Source organism: Eremococcus coleocola ACS-139-V-Col8 (assembly GCF_000183205.1).
GTDB lineage: Bacteria > Bacillota > Bacilli > Lactobacillales > Aerococcaceae > Eremococcus > Eremococcus coleocola.
Window position 1 is genome coordinate 198,345 of record NZ_AENN01000017.1, and the last position, 24,209, is coordinate 222,553.

Here is a 24,209-nt window from a genome sequence, read left to right on the forward strand (position 1 = left end):
TCGGGGCAAAGCGACTAAGTGCCTCAGTAGTTGAGCGAAGCGACTTAGTGGTCAATAAAAAAAGAGCGGGCATTTCACCCACTCTTATGACTAAATTATTTTGATCGGTTATTAATATTGATTTCGCCTTGGCGGCCACCAATGGTAATGGCATCCCCCAGTTCAATTTCACCTTTTAATAACATTTCACTTAATGAATCTTCAATTTGTTTTTGGATAGCACGACGGATTGGACGAGCACCATATTCTGGGTCAAAACCAGCTTCAGCAATAATATCTACTGCAGTATCAGTAATACGTGCACCAATTTCCATATCACTCAAGCGAGCAATGACTTCTTTGGTTTGTAACTTAACGATTTGACGAATTTCTTCCTTGTTCAAGGCATGGAAGACAATAATTTCGTCAATCCGGTTAATAAATTCTGGTCTAAATCCACGTTTCACTTCTTCCATAATCCGACTTTGCATTGCTTTATGATCTTGTGATACATCTGAAACTCCAAAGCCAACTGACTTATCATCTCTTAGAGCGGTTGCTCCCATATTAGATGTCATAATAATAATCGTATTTCTAAAGTCCACCTTGCGACCCTTACCATCCGTAAGATGACCGTCATCAAACACTTGCAAGAGAATATTAAAGACATCGGGATGGGCTTTCTCTACTTCGTCTAACAAGATAACAGAATAAGGTTTTTGACGAACTTGTTCAGTTAATTGACCCGCTTCATCATAACCAACATATCCTGGAGGGGCTCCCACTAACCGAGACACGGTATGTTTCTCCATGTACTCAGACATATCAACCCGAATCATATTATCTTGAGAACCAAACATAGCGGAAGCTAAGGCTTTGGCTAATTCGGTCTTACCGACCCCGGTTGGACCTAGGAATAAGAAGGAGCCGATAGGGCGGTTTGGATTTTTCAATCCGGAGTAGGCCCGACGGATGGCCCGTGAAACAGAAGATACGGCTTCTTCTTGCCCAATCACTCGTTCGTGTAATTCTTCTTCTAGATGTACAAGACGTTTAGATTCTGTCATCTTCATTTGTTGAACTGGAATACCTGTCGCAAGAGCTAAAACTTCTGCGACATCATCCGCAGTAACTACTTGACGATTATCTTTATCATCACTAGCATCTTTTTCAGCGGCAGCTTCTAACTGGGTTTCAATGTTTTGTTCTTCTTGACGAATGCTAGCAGCCCGCTCAAAATCACGGTCTAGGATGGCAGATTCTTTCTGTTTAGAAAGCTCAGCCAATTGCTTTTCAAGGGCCTTGTATGAAGATTCGGCCACAGAATTATCAATCCGGACCTTAGCGGCGGCTTCATCAATTAAATCAATGGCTTTATCAGGTAAGCGGCGTTCAGATTGGTAACGCACAGATAATTTAACCGCAGCTTGGAGGGCATCATCCGAAATACTAACATGATGGTGGTCTTCGTAACGTTCTTTTAAACCAGCAATAATTTGCAGACTTTCATCCACACTTGGTTCATCAATTTGAACCTTAGAGAAACGACGTTCTAAGGCAGCATCCTTTTCGATGTATTTTTGATATTCATTGAGAGTAGTTGCACCTACCACTTGAATTTCACCCCGGGCTAAGGCTGGTTTTAAGATGTTCGATGCATCGATAGCACCTTCAGCCCCACCGGCTCCGATTAAGGTATGGAGTTCATCAATGAAAAGAATGACATTACTGTCTTCATTTAATTCATCGATAATTTTCTTCATCCGTTCTTCAAATTCGCCCCGATACTTGGTACCAGCCACGAGCGAAGCAATATCTAGCATAACGAGACGTTTCTTAGCAATATCTTGAGGCACTTGGCCACCCACCATGCGTTCAGCTAAACCTTCCGCAATGGCAGTCTTACCAACACCTGGCTCGCCCACAAGAACAGGATTATTCTTAGTCCGACGACTAATAATTTGAACCATCCGTTTAATTTCAGTATCACGGCCCACAACCGGATCTAGCTTATCTTGGCGAGCCAATTCCGTTAAATCACGTGACACAGCGTCTAAGGTTGGGGTTTTACTTTGAGCTTCGGCCTTTTCTTGTTGACGGCGATGGCTGTTGACTGAACGACGGTCTGTCTTATCTAAACCAATCATGTTGTAGGTTTTCTTACGTAAATCATTTAAATCAATGCCTAAGTTCTTTAAGAGGACTGTTGCATAAATTTCTTCCTTCAACATACCTAAAAGTAAGTGTTCAGTCCCAACTTTAGGAGCCCCTAAACGTTTTGCATCATTGGAGGCATTCATAATAATTTTCTTGGCCCGTGGAGAATAAGGAATCACAATTTCCCCTTGCATTCTCGGCACGGCCGTTTGTCCTTGGATAATTTCTAGTTCACGGACTAAGGCATCATAAGTTGCCCCTTGTTCCCGTAAAACTTTACCAGCAATGCCATCCTCTTCTCGGGCTAGCCCCAAGAGGATATGCTCTGTTCCAACCGCTTGGTGGCGTAATAGATAAGCCTGCTCAGCGGCAAAAATCATGGCTTGTCTGGCAGATTCTGTAAATAATTCTTCAAACATATTCTTCACCTCTTATTGATAGGTATATTTTAATTCTTCTAAAACGTGTTTCAAAAAATAGGCTCTGACTTCTTGTTCCTGTTGCGTAACGGGTTGTAATGTAGCCTTGTCTAGGAGGGTCAAAACCAAGCGTCCTTCTCTAGAGGTCAGGATTTCTTGCTTGATTAGCGTTTCAATCATATTCTCAGCCTTACGGTGACTAATCCGATCTCCGACTAATTCAATCATACGATTTAATTGGGCCACATCATCGCTTAATTGAATTTTGAGGATACGGATATAACCGCCACCTCCCCGTTTACTTTCAACCACATAGCCATGCTCTTGGGTAAAGCGCGTATTAATGACGTAATTAATCTGCGAAGGAACACAATCAAAATGTTCCGCAATATCACTGCGCTTAATCTCAAGCTCTTTTTGATTCTTCAAAAATTCTTTTAAATACAACTCAATAATATCGGACATATTCCGACTCATAAGCACCCTCCTTACTAACATTGACTATCTTTGACCATTATATCAAACCCTAACTTAATTACAAGTCTTGTGCTTAATTTTTCGACCATTATTCGTGAAATTATTAATAAATTTTCACTCTCTCTAAGCTATACTTAAAGGTTCATGTAAGCATTCTCTTTATTGTTATACTTGGTTTTATTGTTTTGAAATTATTTCGAAAACGGTTTATTTTCTCGGAAATCCTGACATAATTATAGTGAAAATTTTCTTATAATGTGCTATGCTTCAATTATCAAAATTTTTAGGAGGCGTTTTTTTTTATGCATAAATTTTTAAAAGTGTCATTATCATGTGTGGCAGCCTTATCAATGGCTTCTGCTAGCATGGTAGTCGTACAACCTGGTCTATTTGGAACTAGTATTGTTGCTGCTCAAGAAGGACCAGTTACCTTATACCAAAAATATGGTGCCCCTCATGGTGACAAATCATTTGCTTCTGCTGTTGTAGCAGTTCAAGGTGATAAAATTGTTGCCGTTGACATTGACGAATATCAATTTGTTGAAGGTGACGGCTGGACTGCTGTTCCTAATGCAGATGGCGAATTTGGTAAAGCTTTTCCAGAAGGCCAAACTTTAATTTCTAAAGATGCTAACTCTGATAAATATTCAGAATTAATGGCCGAAAAAGCTCAAGCCACTCAAAAATTATCTGATAACAAACAAGCGATCTATGACTTTGTTAAAGGTAAAAGCATCGATGAATTACAAGCAACTGTTGATGAATTAGCTGGTTTAGGCGAAGACGGCAACGTCTCTGACGTTGTATCTGGTTCTACTTTAGCTGATACAGGCGGTTACATCCAATTAATTATGGATACCGTTAAAGAAGGCCGTTCATATGAAGGCGCTGAAGGATCAGATATCACCCTTAAACAAGGTTTAGCAGCTGCTCATGGCGACAAATCATTCGCTCAAGTAACTGTTGCAATGGCTGGTGACACAATTGTAGGTTCATTCATCGACGAATTCCAATTCGTTGAAGGTGATGGCTGGACTGGCGTACCAAACTCTGACGGTGAATTTGGTAAAGCTTATCCAGAAGGCCAAACTTTAATTTCTAAAATTGATAACAGCGAACAATACTCTAAATTGATGACTGAAAAAGCTCAATCTACTGTAGCTTATGCTGACAACCACAAAGCAATCGCTGACGCTGTTAAAGGTAAAACTGTTGAAGAAGCTAAAGCTTTAGCTGAAGAAGTTAAAGGCCTAGGTGAAGACGGTAACGTATCTGATATCGTCTCAGGCGCAACCCTAGCCGATACCGGCAACTACATCCAAGCAATTGTGGATGTTGCAAGTAAGTAATGCCAAGGCAAACGTAGGTGAGCCGTGGTTCATTAAAAAGACCTCCTCAAAATTGAGGAGGTCTTTTAGCTTTAGCGAGTTACAGACTCAGTTCCAAGGCAAATGCAGGTTAGCCGTGGTTCCTTGTTAAAACCCTGTTGGGAAAGTCTCTCAATAGAGTCTTTTTATTTTGCTTTACTAACATTATATGAAACGCAGTGAGCTACACGTGCATCAAAATTTACTTATCTCTCTGCTCCAACCTTTTGGGGTCACCATAAGCTTCTTGAAAGGATATTTTTTTAAAGTATTAATTTATCAACCTAATAAATATACTAAAAAGATTAAATCCTATATCATATCTAACTCATAAGATTTTTTAAAATTATAACAATTAATTGATATAACTATATATATTAGTCGTACTTATAATGCCTATCCAAAATTATTATAATAATTATTATTGATACGGAAAAAATAGCATATTATAATATATTCGATCCTAGCGATCATATCCTTAAATGAAAGTAGGTCTTTGCTTTGAATAATGATACATGTCACTCTATCGATTTTGCTTTACTCAGAACAAAAATACTACAAGAATATGGTTCTCTAAGTCAATTTTCTCGCGACACAGATATCAATTATAAGACACTCTATAATATTTTACATCAGAAGCATCTACCTAATCATCACATTGTTACCCGTATAAGTGAAATTCTTGATTTCGATGAAGAAACCTATATTGCAGTCTTTGCACCATACATTCTCAATCGACGAAGTCCTTATCCTAGATTACAAATAATTCCTCTCCCAAAAAAAGATAAAGAAGACTGATTAATATAAGCCAACCAAGTCCCAGCCCACCCCGCTGGCCAACTCGGTTGGCTTTTCAATTTATCTAATAATACGCCTCCCCATTCGCCTGCCGCCACAAGACAACTTCCCCTTGCCGCAAGCTCTCAGGAACATTAATAATCTTTTGATTAGATGACCCCCGAAACTGTAAGCTTAAATCCTTCTTATCAATCTCAAAACGACCATCCACCAAGACATCAATCAAGGATAATAACTCTAACTTATCCTCAGAATCGACCATCAACTCTTGCCAGGTATAACCTGTCCAAGACCAAATATCTTTACTAGCACCAAAGCGGTCACGCACCGCCCGGCATAAAGGAATCAAGACATTGGTATTCAACATGGGTTCACCACCCAGTAAGGTTAAACCCTGACAATAAGGAGCCCCTAAATCATCCAAGATTCGTTCCTGCAACTCCAAGGTATAGGGCCTACCATAATTAAAGTTCTGGGCCACCCGGTTATAACACCCCTTACAAGCAAAGGGACAACCCGACACATAAATAGAACACCGGACGCCTTCGCCATCCACGAAATTATAGGGTTTATAATCAGCAATCTTGCCCATACTGAGTTCACTGGCCAACCATTCTTTTGGTTTAGGATTATTCATAGGCCAGCTCCTTCCTATAGGGTCCGATGATCATCAGCCTCTTTGGCTTTTTGATTTCTTAATTGTGTCACTTGACTAGAAGACATATGTTTTACCCGGGTTGAAATTTCTTTATGGCGACCATGCACCATTGGGCGTTTTTGTGGGTTACCTAGATAACCACAGGTCCGTTTAACCACATCACAAGTTTCAGAATTGTGGTTACCACATTGTGGACACTTAAAGCCAAATTCTGTTGGGGTAAAGTCCCCGTCAAAGCCACATTCATAACAATGATCAATTGGTGTATTTGTTCCCAAATAGCCAATCTTATCATAGGCATAATCCCAAACGGCTTCCAAAGCTTTAGGATTTTGCCGCATATTAGGGTATTCACAGTAATGGATAAAGCCACCGCCACAATATTGGGGATAATCTTTTTCAAAATCAATCTTTTCAAAGGGGGTTGGGTTCTTCCGAATATCATAGTGGAAAGAATTGGTATAGTACTCCTTATCGGTAATATCTTTGACCTTCCCAAATAATTCAGTATCCAAACGACAGAAGCGGTCGGTTAAAGATTCGGATGGGGTTGAATAAACGGAGAAATGATAGCCATATTGGTCCCCTAAAGCATCGGCTTTAGCCTTCAACCGTTTCATGATTTCTAAAGTAAAGGCCTTGGCTTTGGGATTATGCTCCCAATCAGGGCCGTAGAAGACCGTTGCCACTTCATAAAGACCAATATAACCTAAAGAAACAGTAGCCCGTTTATTCTTGAAGAGTTCATCCACGGCTTGATCAGGACGGAGCCGTTTGCCAAAGGCCCCATATTGATAAAGAATGGGAGCCATTTCAGGGGTCGCTTCTTTAACCCGTTGGACCCGGTAAACCATAGCATCCGCCACAATATCCAAACGTTCTGCCAATAAGTCCCAGAAAGCGGCTTGGTCATGAGCAGTTTCTAGGGCAATCCGCGGTAAGTTTATGGTAACTACCCCTAAGTTCATTCGGCCATCATTGACTTCATGACATTCTTCATCCTTCCAACCTTGTAAGAAAGAACGACATCCCATCGGCACTTTAAATGACCCGGTAATATCAATAATCTTGCCATACATCAAGACATCTGGATACATCCGCTTGGTGGCACATTCCAAGGCTAATTGCTTCACATCATAGTTAGGGTCTTTAGGGCATAAATTAACCCCATCTTTCAAAGTAAAGACCAGTTTAGGGAAAATAGCCGTCCGTGCTTCCTTACCAATCCCTTTAATCCGGACTTGTAAAATCGCCTTTTGGATTTCACGTTCGATCCAAGAGGTTCCTAAACCAAAGCCAAGAGTCGTAAATGGCGTTTGACCTTGTGAAGTATACAAAGTATTAATTTCATACTCTAAAGACTGCATAGCATCATAAATATCTTTTTTGGTCTTAGCTACCGCAAATTCCTCTTGTTTTTCTGGATTGTCAATCCATTCTTGCGCTAATTGACGGTTTTTTTCTAAATTCAGTTGAGCATAAGGAGCCAAGACTTCATCAATCCGATTAGCTGAGGTTCCACCATACTGACTGGAAGCCACATTGGCAATGATTTGGGCCATTTGGGCGGTTGCCGTTTGAATAGACTTAGGTGGTTCAACCTCCGCATTCCCAATCGTAAAGCCGTTTTCGAACATATTCTTAAAATCGATTAAACTACAATTTGACATGGGCATGTAAGGATGATAATCCAAGTCATGGTAGTGAATTTGACCCTTTTGGTGGGCATTAGCCACATGGGGCGGTAACATTTGTAAGCCAATCGCCTTGGCTGTAATCCCAGCGGTTAAGTCGCGCTTGGTATTAAAAACCCGACTATCCTTATTGGCATTTTCATTAACCACGGTCTTATCTTGATCTAATAAAGACTGGATACGGTGATTAATATTCGTGGCATCAGCCCGGGCAAAATCTTGCTTAACCCGGTAGTCAATATAGGCATGAGCCACCTCAGGCATATTTGATTGTAGTAAGTGTTGTTCAACAATACTTTGTATTTCATAAATATTAATATCGCGTGTAAATCGTTCTTGAATCGTCGTCAAAATTTCGGCCACCAAAGCTTCAATCTCGACCAAACGTTGGCTTGATACTTGACCTTCCACTTCAGTGACAGCTTTTTCAATGGCCACTTGAATTTTAGACGCATCAAAGGCAACCTGCCGCTTATCCCGTTTAATCACTTGCATTGAAGCTAAGCCCATGTAAGTTTCTTTTCTATCTAATAATTCCATCTTAGCAAACCCCTATATCTTGTGTTTTTATTTTTATATAACATATATATTGTGGTTCATCTGGAGAATAATGTCAATACAAGATTGCGTTTTGTTTTACAACTATAAACTTACCTTATACAGGGTTAACACTTTTTTATTGACCATAAAACGCTTACAAGTTACAATAACAATAGTTTCAACTTGTGAACTAAAATTCTATATATTCGAAAGGAGATATGTAATATGGATATTGTTTCACGCGTCCAAGAATCCTTTGATCGTCAGACCTTTTTAAAGAGTATGGGGGCACGATTGGATACTGTTGAGGAAGGAAAAGTTTCAATCTATTTAGAAAAAAATGAAAACTTGACTCAACAAACAGGCTTCCTCCATGCCGGTGTAACCACTTCTATTGCAGATTCGGCCGCTGGGTATGCCGCCCTGACCATGTTACCTGAAGGTTGTGAGGTTCTCAGTATTGAGTTCAAGGTCAATTTGTTACGCCCTGCCGCCAGCGATCGGTTTCTGGCCACCGGTCGAGTGATTAAAGCGGGCAAGCAAGTCTCCGTTGTAGAAGCCGATGTGGTTGATTTAGACTCTGGCAAACAAGTGCTTCAATTCCAGGGGACCATGATTGCGGTTAATCCTTAATTAGTAGGACTCAGTCTTTTAAAGCAGTTATAACCATCATCACTGCGCTAAAACATCTAATATTTAAGTATATAAACGGGACTGGGCATTTTTGCCCAGTCCCGCCCTATTTATTTGCTTATTTTATGCCTTAATTTACTTTTGCCCTCGTTTAAATAAACGTTTCAAAGAAAAGACTGGAACATTGCGGACAATTTTCTCATTGCCTAAATAAGTTCGCATAGCTTTCAAACTTTTACCGGCATCCTTCACAATAAAGTTGAAGCTGACACCTTGGTCTGTATCAATAAAGAAGCCTCGAATATAACGGTCGCCAAAGAATAATTGGGCTCTGACTTTTTCAATACTGACCCAAGGAATCTGTAGAAAGGATTCCGGATTACGTTCATTATAGAATTCAAAGGCTTGGTCCCCAATTAAAATATCGCCATGTTTACTGCCAACCCCCCCTGACATAAGATTGGCTTTGGTGTTAAAATCGACCTTTCGGTTAAGAGATTGTACCATTGTCATGCTCCTTTACTAAGCTTTATTTTAGCATAGGCCTGGTTTAATTTAAATATCCCTCAATGAAAGAAAACCTCTTGTCATTCTGACCCAAGAAGTCAGACGACAAGAGATTTTTATAGAATAGAGAAGTTTCTAGAAGATACCTACTAAGTGGCCTAAGATACCAATGGCAAATAAACCAAAGATAATAATGATTGGAGAAACATTTTTCTTCAACAACCACATACATGCAAAGGTTAGTAGTAAGGCTGCGAAACCAGGAATTAATTGGTCTAAGTTATTTTGGAGCGTCGTTACCTTTTCAGGTGAAATAGACATTCCAGAAGCAACTTGACCTAAGATTTCTTGTAATTTACCTCCATCCACGGCACCATCAGGGAACTCAACATAAGCTCCTTCAGATAAAGGCACGCGGGAAACAACCATTGGGAAGTTAATTGAGGTCCAACGTTGTACCAAGATACCCATGATAAACATACCTAAGATAGAAGCGCCTTTGGTAATCGTTTGAAGCAACCCACCAGAAAGGTCTTTGGTAATTTCAGAACCAGATTTGTAGCCTAATTCTTGGGTATACCATAAAAAGGCCATCCGGATAATGTTCCAAGCAATAAAGAAGAATAAAGGTGCAATAATAGATCCACCGGTTGCTAGAGAAGCGGCAATTGCTCCTAGAATTGGCCGTACGGTAAACCAGAAGACTGGGTCACCAATACCTGCTAGCGGACCCATCATACCGATTTTAACCCCTTGGATGGCTGCATCATCAATATCAGCTCCATTTGCTTTTTCCTCTTCAATCGCTAAGGTTACCCCTAAGATTGGCGAAGCTAAGTATGGATGAGTATTAAAGAATTCCATGTGACGTTTTAATGCCGCTACTGCATCATCATGTTGTGGATATAATTTCTTTAACGCTGGGATTAAAGCATAAGCCCAACCCCCATTTTGCATCCGTTCGTAATTCCAAGAACCTTGGAGGAATTGAGAACGTAACATAACGCTACGACGGTCTGCTTTAGATAAAGTAATACGTTTTTCTTCAGTCATCTGTCTTTTCCTCCTTAATAATCATTTAAAATATCGCCTAATGGGTCACCTGAGTTAGATGAACCACCGTTACCGCCATCACCTTTATTCTTGCTTAGGTTTAAGTAGATAATTGCCAAGCAGAGACCGATAATACCAGTTGCAATTAGAGTTAATTCATTTAATGGAGCTAAGGCAAAGCCTAAGAAGAAGAAAGGCCATACTTCTCGGGTTGCCATTAAGTTAATAACCATAGCATAACCAACCGCTACGACAAACCCACCACCAATCGTCATACCAGAAGTAAACCATACAGGTAATGAACCTAAAACTGATTGAACCGCAGCAGATGGAATGAAGAGCAAGGCACCTGCAGGTAAAGCAATCCGAAGACCTTGACATGCTAGAGCAATATAATGCCATAAAGACACACCATTAAAATCACCTTTTTCAGCCGCTTTGTCTGCTTGGTGAACAATCACCACAGATAAAGTCCGTACAACCATAGTTAAGACTAAACCAACAGTTGCTAAGGTAATGGCAGCTGCAATGGCCACATTCCGGCCATCAGCTGAGAAGTCGCCCGCTTTAACAAAAATAATAGCAGAAGCCACAGAGGCTAAGGCAGCATCGGGTGCGATTGCCGCACCAATATTAGCCCAACCTAAGGCGATTAATTGTAAAGCGCCCCCTAAGATAATACATTCAGCTAAATGACCAGTAGCTAAGCCAACTAAAGAACAAGCAATAATTGGTTGATGGAATTGGAATTGGTCAAGAACCCCTTCCATCCCAGCTAAAAAAGCCACAATTAAAACTAAGACAATGGATAGTAAATTAAAGTCCATTTTAATCCTCCTTCTAAAGTGCTAAGCCAGAACCAGCTTTATCAGCGATTAATTTGAATAAGTCGCCTGATTTATCTGCTGGAACTTTACGAACATCGAATTTAACGCCGTAGTCTTTTAATTTCTTATAAGTATCCACGTCAGCTTGATCAACGGATAAAACATTATTCAACATGACTTTACCAGTTGAATGGGCCATGGAACCAACATTAATCGTTGGAATCTCAACACCTTTTTCTACTGCTTCTAATGCATCTTGCGGTGTTTCGAACAGAAGCATGGCACGAGTGGCTCCGAAACGAGGGTCCTTATAAACTTGGACCAACTTATCGACCGGAATAACGTGAGCATGCACCCCTGCAGGGGCTGCTTGTTCGATTAGCTTTTTACGTAAATCATCGTGAGCTACACGGTCAGACACCACAATAATCCGGTCTGGATTGGTAGTCTTTGTCCAAGATGTTGCAACTTGACCATGTAAGAGACGAGTATCAATCCGGGCAAGGACAAATTTAATTTGACCATCACCAAGAACAGTGCCTTCTGGAATTTCACCTTCAGCTGTTGTAGCTTGAGCCACTTCTGCTTCTGGGGCAGCCTCAACCACATCAATTGCTTCCGGTCTTACCTTAACTCCTTCGCGCGCTGTCTTAAGAATCGCACTTGCAACTTCATGGGCCGTATTCATACTGAACCGACTGGCATAGGCTTCAATTAACATTGGCAAGTTCAAACCAGCGACAATGGCACGTTTTTCTGTATCTTTTTCAAATAAAATATTGGCTTGATTGAAGGGACTGCCGCCCCATAAATCAACTAAGAACAGAATTTCGTCACCATCTATCCGGTCGATTGCTTCCGACAATTTCTTTTGCAAATCATCGGGTCCTTCATTTGGCATAAAAGTAACTGATTCAACATTTTCTTGTTCACCAAAAATCATTGAACCAGATTGCTTAATGCCATCTGCAAATTCACCGTGACTTGCGATGATAATTCCTACCATCAAATTACCTCCTTTTTTTAAATAATGAAATAAATAATTCCTCTCATATTATAGCACTTCCACTCAGGCAGACAAGTATAATTTTTTCACAATCACTTTCAAGCAAACTTCCTTTAGAACAGGATTTTAATAGAAAAAAAACAAAGACTTGTCTAATTATTTTTAACAAAACTCATGGTTTAAAGGCAAGGATAACCTCCACAAAAAAAGAATAGAAAAGGCATATAAAACATCTACCTTTTCCATTCTTTACCTATAAATTTTATGAAAATTTCTTTGTTTTAGAGAGGTCTAACCACGGTGTAATCTTGCCCAAGATAGCTGGTTGACTGGCTCCCGTTACCGATGGGACATTCGAAGGCCGCCCATGGAAGGTCTGGTTACCTAAAATCACAAAGGCAATGGCTTCTTTAGCTTCAGAAGAATAACCTAAGTCTTCTTGCCGAATAACTTCCACTTTCGGCATTAGCTCTTTAAGATACCGGATTAATTGCGGATTATAAGCACCGCCACCGCTCACAATTAATCGGTCAACTTGAGGCACCGCTGGAATATGTCCATCTAAATGAAAAGCAATACAAGCGGCACTATACCAAGTTACTGTAGCAATAAAATCAAGTGGACTAATTTGAGGGAAAGCATCAATCAATTCTTGCGTGAAGGCTCGACCAAATAGCTCCCGCCCGGTTGATTTAGGTAAGGGGGCTTGCAAATAAGGATGCGCCATGAGATGCTGGGCTAATTTTTCTTGTACTTGACCTTGGCTAGCCCGGTTTCCATCCTTATCATAAGTCTGATTAAATAAAATTTGCATGGCTTCATTAATCACCATATTCCCCGGCCCTGTGTCAAAAGCCACCAGATCCGATAAACGCCCACTCTTAGGTAGAATCGTTACATTCCCAATTCCTCCAATATTTTGTAAGGCTTGAGTCCGACTTGGATCCTGATACAAGACCCATTCAGCATAAGGAACTAAGGGCGCACCGGCACCGCCTAAGGCCACATCCATGGGCCTAAAATCACTAATCACGGGACACTGGCACAAGGCCGCAATTTCACTGGCCTCCCCTAATTGCAGGGTATGGCGGATATTATTTTGATTAGACGTATCATGGTAAAGGGTTTGACCATGTGAAGCAATAAAAGCTAAGTTTTTACTGTCTAAGTCATTTTGCTGACACACCCTTAAGACTGCTTGACCGAAAACTTGTCCTAATTCAACATTTAACCGACTGATATCAGCCAAGGACACTTGGTCACGATTTAATGCCTGGCTTAGGTTAGCCAAAGTTTGTGGTTCAAAGGCGATAGTATCAAATGCCAGCAGCTTAACCTGGGTCTTTTGGTCAAGACCTTCAATCTCACAGATAGCCACATCGATGCCATCTAAGGATGTCCCTGACATAATCCCTGCAGCAAGCATAAGTCACCTCACTTAATATTATTTACGATTTCCCGACTAGCTAGTAAACTGGCCTTAGTCTCATCTAAATGCCGGGTCACTAATCCATAGTATAAAATATCCGTTATAATCAAGGAAGCAAACCGTGATTGAATGGCACCTAAGCGAATATTACCTTCCTTGGCTGGAATATACAAGGAACAATCAGCCAATTTAGCCAAATAAGAATTCAAATGGAAACCCGTCACGGCAATTATTTTTGCTCCCTTAGCCTTAGCTTGGTCAGCTGCCACTGTCACTGTATTGGTCATACCCGAATAAGAAACCGCCAACAAGACATCATCCTGATTAATATGGGCAAACTGAGCGAGTAGGATATGATGGTCTGGATTATGAATTACTTGTTTGCCCATGCGGGTTAGTTTATGCAAGAAATCTGTCACCACCACACTGGAACCGCCTACCCCAACCATATAGATACGTTGGGCTTGATCTAGCCAAGTAATCGCTTGGTCTAAGTCACTCTGGTTTAACAAGGATAAGGTACCTTGGAGACTTTGCTCCACTAATTGACCCTCTTTTTGAATTAAACTCGTAACCGATTCATTGGCTTCTAGTATATTAGCAGGATCATTCTTTACTTGTTCACTACGAGCGAGTGCTATCTTTAAGTCACGAATGCCACTATAACCTAATTTGCGGGCAAAACGATTCCAGGCTGAAGGAGAAGTACTCGTTAGATGAGCAAGGTCGGCTGAAGATGACTCAACGATTTGATTCGGTTGAGCTAGAATAAAATCAGCTATTCTAACTTCCGTCTCTGTCAACTGATCATAGGATTGTTTAATCCGGTAAATTGTGCTCAACAGCCTCATCCTTCCTAAATTAAATCTTTAGCAATTAAATAAGCACCATATTCAGGCGCTTGTAAGGGCGCTTGTAACTGAAATTTCGACGCCAAACTAGTCTGAAAGGCTTGGCGTAAGATGTCTTTACTTTCCCAAAGTCCTCCAACCGTTGAGACAGGACAACCCTGAGGAAAATGACTGGCTAAGGCTTGGACTAATCGTCCCAGTTCTAAACCAGCTTTTTCAAACAGGTCTTGCATATGTGGGTCACCTTCTTTAGCGAGTTTGGCTGCATCTTTAGCGAGTTGAGCAACTTGACTACGATGACCTACAAAATGATCATTACTGTATTTAATTAAATCTAGAGGCTCATTCAACTGAAACTTATCCCATAAGTAGTCATGGAGAATCGTTTTTTCTAGCCGTCCATCCAACTGTTGGCTAAAAAGTTCTAACAAATGCTGGCCAATCCAATAAGAAGAACCTTCATCGCCAAAGAAATATCCCCAACCGCCGGCTCTTAAAATTTCTTGGCCGACTTTGGCATAGGCGATTGACCCTGTACCCGCAATGACAATAATTCCGTCTTGACCACCCAAAGCACCATATAAGGCAATTTCAGCATCACTCACTAAATGATAAGAATAGGGAGACAAAGCCGATGCTGTAACTAATTCAAGTTCCCGCTTCATAACTTGGTTGCCGTAACCAGCTAAACCTAAAGAGATAAATAAATCTTGCGGTGAAATATCTAAATCTTTGATTAAGTTTTGCACGCCTTGATATAAGGTGAGACGGGCCTGATTTTGGCTCACTTGCATTAAATGGCAAGACCCACTTTGAAAGGTTTTTAGGGGAATCCCCATTACATCATAGAGGACAAACTTAGTCTTGGTCCCGCCCCCATCCACTCCAATGATATATTTCATAGCTAAGCTCTTTTCAATTTAAATTTCTGCCATGGTTTGATTTCATCCAAAATAAAAACTTCCTCAGGACGAATATGACCGACCACATTAGATTTACCAGAATTCTGCATGTCCTTCAGCGCAATCTGTAATTCACCGGCATAATGACCGTATTCAGAACTTTCGATGATGACATCGCCCCGTTTAATCGTATCCACGGCGTTAAAAACAGGGAAGTCATAGCCTTTATACTTAACTCGACTTTGGGTGGACCGTAAGAAGTATTGACTTTGATCACCTCGGTTGAAATGAAATTCATCAAAGAGAATCTTACTTTCGATATCACCTAAAGAAGCCACTGGATCTACATCGAGGGTAACCAAAGACAAGTCTAATTGACCCACTGCTTTTAGTTCTTCCTCTGAAGCATAGCAATTAGATATCAGAATATCATCCACCGCATTCATAGCTAAAAGGTGTTTTACTTGTACATCCAAAGGTAAATGACGGTGGCCTTCTAAAGTAGGTAGTCCATCTTCCACCGGCCAGGGACCAAAGCTGTTTTCTACCTGACTGGTCACAAAAGCAGCCGTCCGCAGACCATAGTGTTTGAAACGTTGGCTGGTCCGTTTAAAAAAATCTAGTCCCAAACCAGAATAATTATGGGGATAAAAGTTATGACAACCGTACAATTGATAAGCATTAGGTTGGAAATCCATAATCGTATCAATCGTATGAACATCATTGGACATATTTATTTCGACTTTTAGCCCTTGTGGATTAAAGGTCATCATGGCTTCTTCCGCCCCAGAAAAACCGGCATCCAACCGTAATCCATCCGCCCCAATTTCCCTAAAGAAGGACAAATCTTGGTAAGAAATCCCTAATTGACTAAAAATCCGCGGGGCAATATCCACAATCACTTCAAAGCCCTTAGCCTTAGCATAATCATTAATTTCTTTAAAATTAGCTTTTACAAGGTCTACATCACCATCCACTTGTAAGAGGGAGGAAAAGACCCGGCTAAAGCCATATTTGGCGGCTAAGTCCAAATACTCTTTCACTCGTTGTGGTTCACTTTTTTCAGGATAAATTGAAATTCCTAATTTTCGCATAATAAACTCCTTTTTGATAAAAAACGGGTAATGAAAAGAAGAGTCTAGGACTATCTTTTTATACCCGTTCTTACTTCGATTAACTTACTCGGCTTATTCTGCCGTGATATCTTGGCCGGCTTCTTCTTTTAAGAGTTGACGGTCATAAATTTTAACGAATGGATAGTATCCAACAACGGATACAAGAATTAAAACGATACTCAAGATAATGGCTCGCCAGTCGGTACCGGTTGCCAAGAAAGCCCCAATTGGACCAGGCAAGGTCCAAGCTGGACTAGATACCACTGGATTCACCAAACCTAATTTAGTGGCAAACCAAGAAATAACTAATGAAACAAGGGGTACTAAGTTAAATGGAATAATTATGGTTGGGTTCAAAACTATCGGTAAACCAAAGATAATTGGTTCATTGATATTAAAGATAGCTGGCACAATCGCTGTCCGACCTAAAGTCTTCAAGTATTTAGATTTGGCCATGAAAACTAAGAGAATGGCCAAGCCTAAAGCAGAACCAGCGCCACCAATCCAAACAAACCATTGATAGAAGGGTTCAGCGGCAATATTTGGAATCGTTGTTTTATCGGCAAAAGCTTGAATATTTTCATCTAAGAGAATGAGCCAAACTGGACGTACAAGCGAACCTACGATGGAAGCACCGTGGATCCCAAATGACCAGAAGAAGGTAGTCAAGAATACAATCACGATGGCAGATGGCAAGGTATCAGAGGCATGAACTAAAGGTGTAACTATCTTAGCCACAATACCATGCACATCAATGTCTAAGAACATGGTAATTGTTGCAACCACTAAAAGGATAATTGCAGCTGGGGTTAAAGATTCAAAGGACCGCGCCACAGAGGCTGGAACTTGCGGTGGCATTGAAATTTTAAAGCCAGATGTTTGCGTAAGTCGGTAAACTTCAACCGCAAAGAAAGCCGCCAAAATCCCTATGAACATCCCGGCTGAACCTAGGTTTGGCATCGGAATCACTAAGCCAGCTGGCACCTGTGCCACAAAATCAGCTAACTCTTGGTTGTTCTCAGCTAATTTAGTAATGCCTTCGGTCACAGCAGGACTCATTTTAGGAATAATAGTAAGTAAGAAGGCTAGTTCAGAAAGAATCCCACCTGAAAGACCATCCAAATCATAAGAGCGTGATAGAGAGAAACCAATGCCAAAGACCGCATAAAGGGTCATGATGTACATAGACATCCGGTAGGGTAAAAGAATCTTAAATTGGTTTTCCATAATAAATTGAGTAAAACCCCACTCCGCCGGTAATGAATTCGGTAAGAAAGCGATAACCATAAACATAGACGAAACAATAATTAAAGGTAAAGTGGCGACGATACCATCCCGAACCGCTCTAAGGTGGCGTTGTTCCGCTAACTTAGCCATCGGGGTTGAAAACTTAGTATCTAGAATATCTGCTAATTTTTCAAACATTGACTTTCCTCCTAATCTAAAATGTCACCGAGTTCATCGGTAATTTGTTTTAATAAGAATTTGCCGCCAATTGGAGTATAACCCTTAGGGGCAACAAGAAGAATTGGCACATTATTTTGATCAGCCAACTCTTTTAAATGATCAAAGCGATGGCGAATTTGTGGAGCGACTAAGGCTAAGACATAATCCTTAGTAATCTCCTCTTCAAAAGCTTGACTGGATGTTTCATGAACTTCAACATCCTTACCGGCCGCTTGGGCCGCATCTTGTAACGATTTAGCTGCAATGGCAGATGACATCCCACCCGCACAGGCTAATAATACTTTCTTCATTTGTATCCCTCCTACATAATAATGCCCGCAAAGGCAAAGATAAATAAAATAAAACCACACACTAGACTTGCCGCCCCAGCCAACAGATAAAATTGTTTATCTAAGGGCTTTTTTAATACTAATCGATATTGACTAAATACTGTTCCAAACCCTGCCAAAAGGCCACCTAGGATAACCGTCCACCAATTATAATTTGAGGTGACTTGTTTAAGTGCCAAAGGCACCAGGGTAACCGCTAAAATCAGAAACAGTAACATTAAAAGTGAACTTTGATAAGAAAAACGTGGCAGTTCATTTTTTGCCCTATCTTGTGGCTTAGTGTTTTTAGTCATGTCCTTGCTCCAAGGCATAGAGACGCTTGTTCATCTTGATGATGTTTTCAGCCAAAGATCTAACTTCTAAAGAAGTCATCAAATGGTCTTGGGCATGGACAAATAAGACCGTCACCTCATGGTGTTTACCGGCTGCCTCTTCTTGAATCAAATTGGTTTGAATTTGATGGGCGCCCTTGAGCTCTTCATCAGCTTCAGCCAATAACTTATCGGCAGCTGCAAAATCACCTGCTTCTGACTTAGCAATCGCTTCATAAACCAAGCCTTTGGCGTTCCCTCCCTTAGCAATAATTTCAAAAATAATTAATTCCATATCTTCCATTTTTTCACCTATTTTCTAAAATTAACCGAACATGACCGTCTTTAGCCGCCAATTCAGCTTGGGCTTGGGCCCGATCTACTTGTAATTTATGCATAACCAAGGCTGTCTTAACATGATAATCAGCTGCTTCTAGTAAAGCCTTATAATCTATATCTTCGTGAATCAGGGCTTTTAAAATATTAATGGCCCGCTTTTCAAGTTTCTGGTTGGAGGTTTTTAAGTCTACCATGTAATTCTGGTAGGCCTTACCACTTCTAACCATGGCTGCCGTAGAAATCATATTTAAGACCATTTTCTGCGCAGAACCGGCCTTTAGCCGGGTTGAGCCAGCCAAAACTTCCGGACCTGTAACAACCTCTACGGGGAAATCAACCAAACTTGAAACTTTAGCTCCCGCCACGCAGGAAACTGATCCAGTAGAAGCACCCACTTCTTTAGCATAAGAAAGGGCTCCTAGGACAAAGGGGGTTCGGCCACTAGCTGCTATACCAATGACGATATCTTGAGCTGTCATGCCTTTGGCCTGAAGAGCTTCTTGACCTGCTTGGGGACTGTCTTCCACGCCTTCCTTGGCTTTAAAAATCGCTTCCTTGCCCCCGGCAATCACACCTTGGAATAGTTGAGCTGACACTCCAAAAGTAGGCGGACACTCGGAAGCATCTAAAATACCTAACCGTCCAGAGGTACCCGCGCCAACATAAAAGACCCGCCCCCCAGCCTGTAAAGCTTGGTAGGCCGCTTCAGCTAAACGACCTATCTGGTCCTGGGCCTCATGGACCGCATCGATGACAGCCTGGTCTTCCTGATTCATCAGGGCTACGATTTGCTGACTGGTCATTTGATCTAGGTCACGCGAACGCGGATTATTCCCCTCAGTATTCAAACTTTCAATCACTTCATTTTCCATACGCCACCTCTTTTCTTAATAGCGCTTTCAAAGATACTCATACTATACCATACTTTACAATTGATGAAAATAATTTCTTGAAATTTAATAAATAATTTGGAAAATATTTTTAGAAGTCTAATTTACTTTCAGGCTCTTACTCGTAATATAAAAAGAGCTAGGGATACATTATCCCTAGCTCTTTAAGTCTATTTAATTTATTCATTTAACTTGCTTTTACCAAGCTTATGCACCGTCAGAAAGTATTAATAATAAAACAAAATCAATTGTGGCTGGACAAGGAAGCCCAGCTCTTCTAGCCTAACATTTACATTTAGGTCCTTCAATGGCTAATAAATCAGATTTCATTTGCACCCCACCAGCATAGCCCTTCAAATCACCATTTGATCCAACCACCCGATGACAAGGAATTAGCATCAATAGCTTATTATCCCGACAAGCAGCACCCACCGCGCGAACAGCATTGGGTTGACCAATTATTTCAGCCACTTCTTGATAAGTCTTTGTTTGGCCGTAGGGAATATCTAATAAAGCAGACCATACTTTCTTTTGGAAGTCTGTTCCGTCTAACAGGTAAGGTAGGTTAAATTCTTTACGTTTTCCTTCCATAAATTCAGATAACTCAATAAAAGCCTGATCAGACAAGGAGCTCGTTTGACTAGAACCATCAAAATTATCAACATTCGCAATGGATAGTATTTGATCCTCTGTGTATTCAATTTGTAATAACCCATACGGAAATGGATAAATAGCAATTTGGTTCATGGTAATCTCCTTAAACTCAATAAAAGTTATCACTATTACTATAACAATTTACGTTGAATAATCAATAAGTTTTCGCAGATTACAGAAATATATTTAAGGTAATTTTGCTTTTATTCTGCCTTTTCTTGAGCTTCTTTCACTAAATCCCAAGCCGCAATTGATCCACCTTCGGTAACTTCTTCAATTTTCTTAGCCACATCATCGGTTTGGAAAAGTTCAACAACTTTTTGATATAAGGGATTATCTTTATCTTCTTCCCGCGCTGCAATAATATTCACCCGGTCAACATTTATAGTTTCTGGTGTATCCCCATAAACATAGATGGCATCACTCGGTTTAAAGTTAGATGCTGATAGGAATGAATCATCAATAAAGGCTGCATCCACATCTGGGACAGAAGCTGGAATTTGAGCGCCATCTAATTCAATAATATCTAAATGTTTAGGGTTTTCTTCAATATCAGACACAGTTGGTAATAATTCCCCATTATCCTTTAAGCTAATTAAACCAGCCCTTTCTAAGGTTTGTAAATTATAACCTAGACTAGTTGGCGCAGAGTTCACAGCGATTTTTGCCCCCTCAGGAAGATCATCAAAGGATTGATATTTTTCTGAATAAACCCGAGTTGGTACCGCAACTGTATAACCTATCGTTACGATATGACCATCATTTTCTTTATTCCAATTTTCTAAGAAAACTTCATGTTGGAAGGCATTTAAATCGATTGATCCATCGGTTAGGGCGGTATTTGGAATATTATAGTCAGTTAATAATACGACCTCAATATTAATTCCTTCTTCTTCCTTAGCTTTTTCAGCGACATACTTCCAAATATCTTCGTACAGTTCACCTACCACACCGACTTTAACGGTTTGACCCTCAAATTCTTTATCCGCTGCTTTGACACTGGCAGGCGCAAAAATTGAGACTAAAACAGCTAAACTACAAATAAATGAAATAATTTTTTTCATATTAATCCTTCTTTCTTTATTCTCAACAACAAACAACAAAAAGTGGAAAATAAAAAGAGAGACCCATCCAAAAGGACGAATCTCTCGTGTTACCACCTTTAATTTATTATAACATCACTGTTATAACCTTCTTAAGTACTGCCATCATACATAGATCGCTAATACTCGTATTCAATATCGGGAATACCCGCACACCTTTTACTGCAGCTCAAGGCATGACCTCTCCAAGACCATTTTCGTTTAATTATCACCATCTGTTTCCACCAACCACAGACTCTCTAAAGGTTGCCTTAAACTACTTATCTCTTCAATGAGAAAAATATTAAATTTATGCTTATAAATTTAACGGTTTTTATCATCATTGTCAAGGAAAATTTTCATAAATTTATTTAGGGACTCCAATCTAACTCAAATAAAAAAACCCCTTCACTTTTATGAAGAGGTGTTTGTCGTCACTTATGCCAACTGCAGGAATCGAACCTGTGACCTACGCGTTACGAGTGCGTTGCTCTACCTACTGAGCTAAGTTGGCATTCATTTTAAAAGCGTAATATAAAAAGCAAATGAGCTGTACAGGGCTCGAACCTGTGACCCTCTGATTAAAAGTCAGATGCTCTACCAACTGAGCTAACAGCTCTTAAATAATTACGACTCATATATGATAAATTAAAAAGCCTTGTTGGTCAAGGCTTTTTATGATTAATCTATAAACTAGCCTAATCTACCTTATGACGTTCAATAAAGTCAACTCGACCAGACCCTACGGAATAACGTTGGTAATGGGCGCGATTTTTTTGGTAGAAATTTTGATGGTATTCTTCAGCTTCATAAAAAGGCTGGGCTGGTTCAATCGGTACAACAATTGGTTTTTGATAGCGTCCGCTTTGGTCTAAGGCTTCTTTGGAAGCTTGAGCCTGGGCCTTTTGTTCTTCGGTGGTATAGAAGATTACTGGCCGGTAAGAAGAGCCTCGGTCCCCAAATTGACCGTCAGCATCGGTAGGATCCATGCTCGACCAATAAATATCTAACATAGTTTGATAGGAAATTTTTTCTGGATCATAGACAATTTTTACCGCTTCGGTATGGCCTGTTTTACCCGTACAGACTTGTTCATAGGTCGGATTTTCAACATGGCCACCGGTATAACCTGACCGCACCGACTCTACCCCATCCCATTGGTCAAAGGGATGAACCATACACCAAAAACATCCTCCCGCAAAAATTGCAACTTGTTTGTCACTCATCAAATCATCCTCTCTAATTAAATAAGTTAATGAAGAAGGCTCTCAGCTCCCGCATCAGGTCATCAAAACCAGCTTTCAAACTCCGCCAGAATTTAATCCAAGCTGAGGCCTCTTCGATATCTTCTGCCACCACAATATCAGTCGCATTTCCCTTAGCCGATGGTAGTGAAGCCAATGGCTCACTCTTTTGGGCTTTGACTTGCATCTGGCCTACCACGGTTTTATGATTAACCGGAGCGACTAGGAAACCAGCTGGATTAAAATATTGATAATCAGGTAAAAATTCATAACTTAACTGAGGCGCTGTATCAATAATTGGAACCACCAGATTAAAATCTTGGACATATTTGAAAGCCGTGGTGGTTTCGACCCCACCTTGGACCCGAGTCTGATTAATATGGTCTGCTGGGTCCCCCGCCTTCGCAATGGCTTCTAAACGATAGGCTGAAAAGCTTTGATTAAATAGGTCTATCATATCTTGATACATAGCTACTGGGTCTTCTTGGCCTAAACTGATTCCAATCACTCTTAAGCCATCTTTTTCAGCAGTGGCTACTATTGACGCTTGGGCTTCATGGGAGTCATCCACCATTAAACCATCGGCCAAATCATAGTTATACTCACCACCCGAAACCAGTAAATTAGCATTATTCATATCAAAGGCATCATCACTGTCTTTCACAAAGACATCCACATCTTTTTGACTATAATTTAAGATATCAGGATAAACATCCATCAAATGATAGACAATCGTCGCCACGACCTCGGTCGACATCCGATTGACTTCTTTATTTTTCTCACGGTCATCTGTATAAGGCGCATACGAGTCATTAATTTGTGTCTGGGTCATACCAGTTGCATTGAAGATTTCAAAATCATTCAAATGCCACTGACTCAGTTGCTGGCGCATCAATTCAACAAATTTACCCTCATCCGGCTCAATTAATTGGGCCAGAGCTAGGGTGGCACCATTTGCAGACTGAATGACCACCGCTTGGATTAAGTCTTCCACCTTATATGGATAATCTTGACGGAGGGGAACATTGTTAATATCGTAATTTTGGCTAATATAAAATGCCTGATCAGAAATGGGTACCTCGGTATCCATCGAAATATTCCCTTGTTTGACAGCATCCAACACCAAATAAAGAGTTAATAATTTACTTAAATCACCAACTTCAACCAATTTATCTGTGTTTTGTTCAAAAAGTATCTGCCCATTATGGCCTTCAATGACCATGGCAGATAGATCTTGGTCCACATTAAAGTTATCAAATCGGGCTTGAGCAAATGTTGTAAGGGGGGAAATAAATATGGTTATGATTACACTGACAAGGGTTAACCATTGATAAATTCGTGCCATTTCAAGCCTCTCTTTCCTAATTACTTAACTTTTATTGTAGCATGTTTTGCAAAAGCATAACATGCTTTATTCAAATTGTTATAAAAAGGCAAAATCTAGCCTTTAATTCCAAAAAAGAAGCGGGCAAACCGCATGA

23 protein-coding genes, 2 tRNA genes and 1 other annotated feature are annotated in these 24,209 nt (G+C 40.4%); of the genes, 2 read left to right on the forward strand and 23 right to left on the reverse strand.

Translation table 11 applies throughout. The annotated features are described in order from the left end of the window. Positions 1–95: 95 nt before the first annotated feature. Positions 96–2,555 carry an ATP-dependent Clp protease ATP-binding subunit gene (locus tag HMPREF9257_RS07720; protein ID WP_006418729.1) on the reverse strand — a complete coding sequence of 820 codons (2,460 nt, stop codon included), beginning with the start codon at positions 2,553–2,555 and terminating at the stop codon, positions 96–98. A gap of 12 nt (positions 2,556–2,567) precedes the next feature. Next, complete coding sequence (locus tag HMPREF9257_RS07725; RefSeq protein WP_006418791.1) at positions 2,568–3,032, reverse strand: CtsR family transcriptional regulator; 465 nt, start codon at positions 3,030–3,032, stop codon at positions 2,568–2,570. Positions 3,033–3,334: 302 nt separating this feature from the next. Here HMPREF9257_RS07725 and HMPREF9257_RS07730 point away from each other — a divergent pair, with 302 nt between their 5' ends. Continuing rightward, a complete protein-coding gene (locus tag HMPREF9257_RS07730; RefSeq protein ID WP_006418920.1) occupies positions 3,335–4,381 on the forward strand; it encodes a hypothetical protein in 1,047 nt (348 codons plus the stop codon). Between the two features lie 880 nt (positions 4,382–5,261). Here HMPREF9257_RS07730 and nrdG read toward each other — a convergent pair. Both nrdG and nrdD read right to left on the reverse strand, forming a co-directional pair. Then, positions 5,262–5,834 (reverse strand): anaerobic ribonucleoside-triphosphate reductase activating protein, encoded by a 573-nt coding sequence (gene nrdG / locus HMPREF9257_RS07740; RefSeq protein WP_006418801.1) that lies wholly within the window; start codon positions 5,832–5,834, stop codon positions 5,262–5,264. 14 nt (positions 5,835–5,848) lie between these two features. After that, the gene (gene nrdD, locus HMPREF9257_RS07745; RefSeq protein WP_006418942.1) at positions 5,849–8,089 is read right to left on the reverse strand and encodes an anaerobic ribonucleoside-triphosphate reductase; all 2,241 of its coding nucleotides are present in this window, start codon (positions 8,087–8,089) and stop codon (positions 5,849–5,851) included. A gap of 225 nt (positions 8,090–8,314) precedes the next feature. Here nrdD and HMPREF9257_RS07750 point away from each other — a divergent pair, with 225 nt between their 5' ends. Continuing rightward, positions 8,315–8,722 carry a PaaI family thioesterase gene (locus HMPREF9257_RS07750; protein WP_006418980.1) on the forward strand — a complete coding sequence of 136 codons (408 nt, stop codon included), beginning with the start codon at positions 8,315–8,317 and terminating at the stop codon, positions 8,720–8,722. Positions 8,723–8,857: 135 nt separating this feature from the next. Here the strand turns inward: HMPREF9257_RS07750 and HMPREF9257_RS07755 are convergent, their stop codons facing one another. The 19 genes from HMPREF9257_RS07755 to HMPREF9257_RS07845 form a co-directional block, all read right to left on the reverse strand. After that, entirely contained in the window at positions 8,858–9,229 is a 372-nt protein-coding gene (locus tag HMPREF9257_RS07755) for a DUF956 family protein (protein ID WP_006418773.1), read from the reverse strand. A gap of 135 nt (positions 9,230–9,364) precedes the next feature. After that, positions 9,365–10,282 carry a PTS system mannose/fructose/sorbose family transporter subunit IID gene (locus tag HMPREF9257_RS07760; RefSeq protein WP_006418927.1) on the reverse strand — a complete coding sequence of 306 codons (918 nt, stop codon included), beginning with the start codon at positions 10,280–10,282 and terminating at the stop codon, positions 9,365–9,367. A gap of 14 nt (positions 10,283–10,296) precedes the next feature. Next, the gene (locus HMPREF9257_RS07765; RefSeq protein WP_006418850.1) at positions 10,297–11,109 is read right to left on the reverse strand and encodes a PTS mannose/fructose/sorbose transporter subunit IIC; all 813 of its coding nucleotides are present in this window, start codon (positions 11,107–11,109) and stop codon (positions 10,297–10,299) included. 13 nt (positions 11,110–11,122) lie between these two features. Beyond that, complete coding sequence (locus tag HMPREF9257_RS07770; protein ID WP_006418823.1) at positions 11,123–12,115, reverse strand: mannose/fructose/sorbose PTS transporter subunit IIA; 993 nt, start codon at positions 12,113–12,115, stop codon at positions 11,123–11,125. Positions 12,116–12,377: 262 nt separating this feature from the next. Next, entirely contained in the window at positions 12,378–13,541 is a 1,164-nt protein-coding gene (anmK, locus tag HMPREF9257_RS07775; protein ID WP_006418759.1) for an anhydro-N-acetylmuramic acid kinase AnmK, read from the reverse strand. 8 nt (positions 13,542–13,549) lie between these two features. Further along, complete coding sequence (locus HMPREF9257_RS07780; protein WP_006418915.1) at positions 13,550–14,386, reverse strand: MurR/RpiR family transcriptional regulator; 837 nt, start codon at positions 14,384–14,386, stop codon at positions 13,550–13,552. Between the two features lie 14 nt (positions 14,387–14,400). Next, positions 14,401–15,297 (reverse strand): N-acetylglucosamine kinase, encoded by an 897-nt coding sequence (locus tag HMPREF9257_RS07785; protein ID WP_006418787.1) that lies wholly within the window; start codon positions 15,295–15,297, stop codon positions 14,401–14,403. 2 nt (positions 15,298–15,299) lie between these two features. Next, entirely contained in the window at positions 15,300–16,391 is a 1,092-nt protein-coding gene (locus tag HMPREF9257_RS07790) for a DUF871 domain-containing protein (protein ID WP_006418872.1), read from the reverse strand. A gap of 93 nt (positions 16,392–16,484) precedes the next feature. Then, positions 16,485–17,837, reverse strand: coding sequence for a PTS sugar transporter subunit IIC (locus HMPREF9257_RS07795; RefSeq protein ID WP_006418789.1), 1,353 nt, complete (start codon positions 17,835–17,837; stop codon positions 16,485–16,487). Positions 17,838–17,848: 11 nt separating this feature from the next. Beyond that, positions 17,849–18,169 (reverse strand): PTS sugar transporter subunit IIB, encoded by a 321-nt coding sequence (locus tag HMPREF9257_RS07800; protein WP_006418800.1) that lies wholly within the window; start codon positions 18,167–18,169, stop codon positions 17,849–17,851. An 11-nt stretch (positions 18,170–18,180) separates the two neighbouring features. Then, on the reverse strand, positions 18,181–18,501 hold the full coding sequence (locus HMPREF9257_RS07805; RefSeq protein WP_006418724.1) for a hypothetical protein: 321 nt from the start codon (positions 18,499–18,501) through the stop codon (positions 18,181–18,183). Next, a complete protein-coding gene (locus HMPREF9257_RS07810; protein ID WP_006418910.1) occupies positions 18,494–18,823 on the reverse strand; it encodes a PTS lactose/cellobiose transporter subunit IIA in 330 nt (109 codons plus the stop codon). The genes HMPREF9257_RS07805 and HMPREF9257_RS07810 overlap by 8 nt, the downstream gene beginning before the upstream one ends. Positions 18,824–18,827: 4 nt before the next feature. Beyond that, entirely contained in the window at positions 18,828–19,730 is a 903-nt protein-coding gene (gene murQ, locus HMPREF9257_RS07815; RefSeq protein WP_006418852.1) for an N-acetylmuramic acid 6-phosphate etherase, read from the reverse strand. Positions 19,731–20,030: 300 nt separating this feature from the next. Further along, positions 20,031–20,495, reverse strand: coding sequence for a methylated-DNA--[protein]-cysteine S-methyltransferase (locus tag HMPREF9257_RS07820; RefSeq protein WP_006418723.1), 465 nt, complete (start codon positions 20,493–20,495; stop codon positions 20,031–20,033). 110 nt (positions 20,496–20,605) lie between these two features. Then, positions 20,606–21,466 carry a MetQ/NlpA family ABC transporter substrate-binding protein gene (locus HMPREF9257_RS07825; RefSeq protein ID WP_006418830.1) on the reverse strand — a complete coding sequence of 287 codons (861 nt, stop codon included), beginning with the start codon at positions 21,464–21,466 and terminating at the stop codon, positions 20,606–20,608. Positions 21,467–21,534: 68 nt separating this feature from the next. After that, positions 21,535–21,786: a binding site (T-box leader), on the reverse strand. 139 nt (positions 21,787–21,925) lie between these two features. Further along, a tRNA-Thr gene (locus HMPREF9257_RS07830) sits at positions 21,926–21,998 on the reverse strand. Between the two features lie 32 nt (positions 21,999–22,030). After that, a tRNA-Lys gene (locus tag HMPREF9257_RS07835) sits at positions 22,031–22,103 on the reverse strand. Between the two features lie 79 nt (positions 22,104–22,182). After that, the gene (msrA, locus tag HMPREF9257_RS07840) at positions 22,183–22,710 is read right to left on the reverse strand and encodes a peptide-methionine (S)-S-oxide reductase MsrA (protein WP_006418894.1); all 528 of its coding nucleotides are present in this window, start codon (positions 22,708–22,710) and stop codon (positions 22,183–22,185) included. A gap of 13 nt (positions 22,711–22,723) precedes the next feature. Beyond that, on the reverse strand, positions 22,724–24,073 hold the full coding sequence (locus tag HMPREF9257_RS07845; RefSeq protein ID WP_006418949.1) for a D-alanyl-D-alanine carboxypeptidase family protein: 1,350 nt from the start codon (positions 24,071–24,073) through the stop codon (positions 22,724–22,726). Between the last annotated feature and the right edge of the window lie 136 nt (positions 24,074–24,209).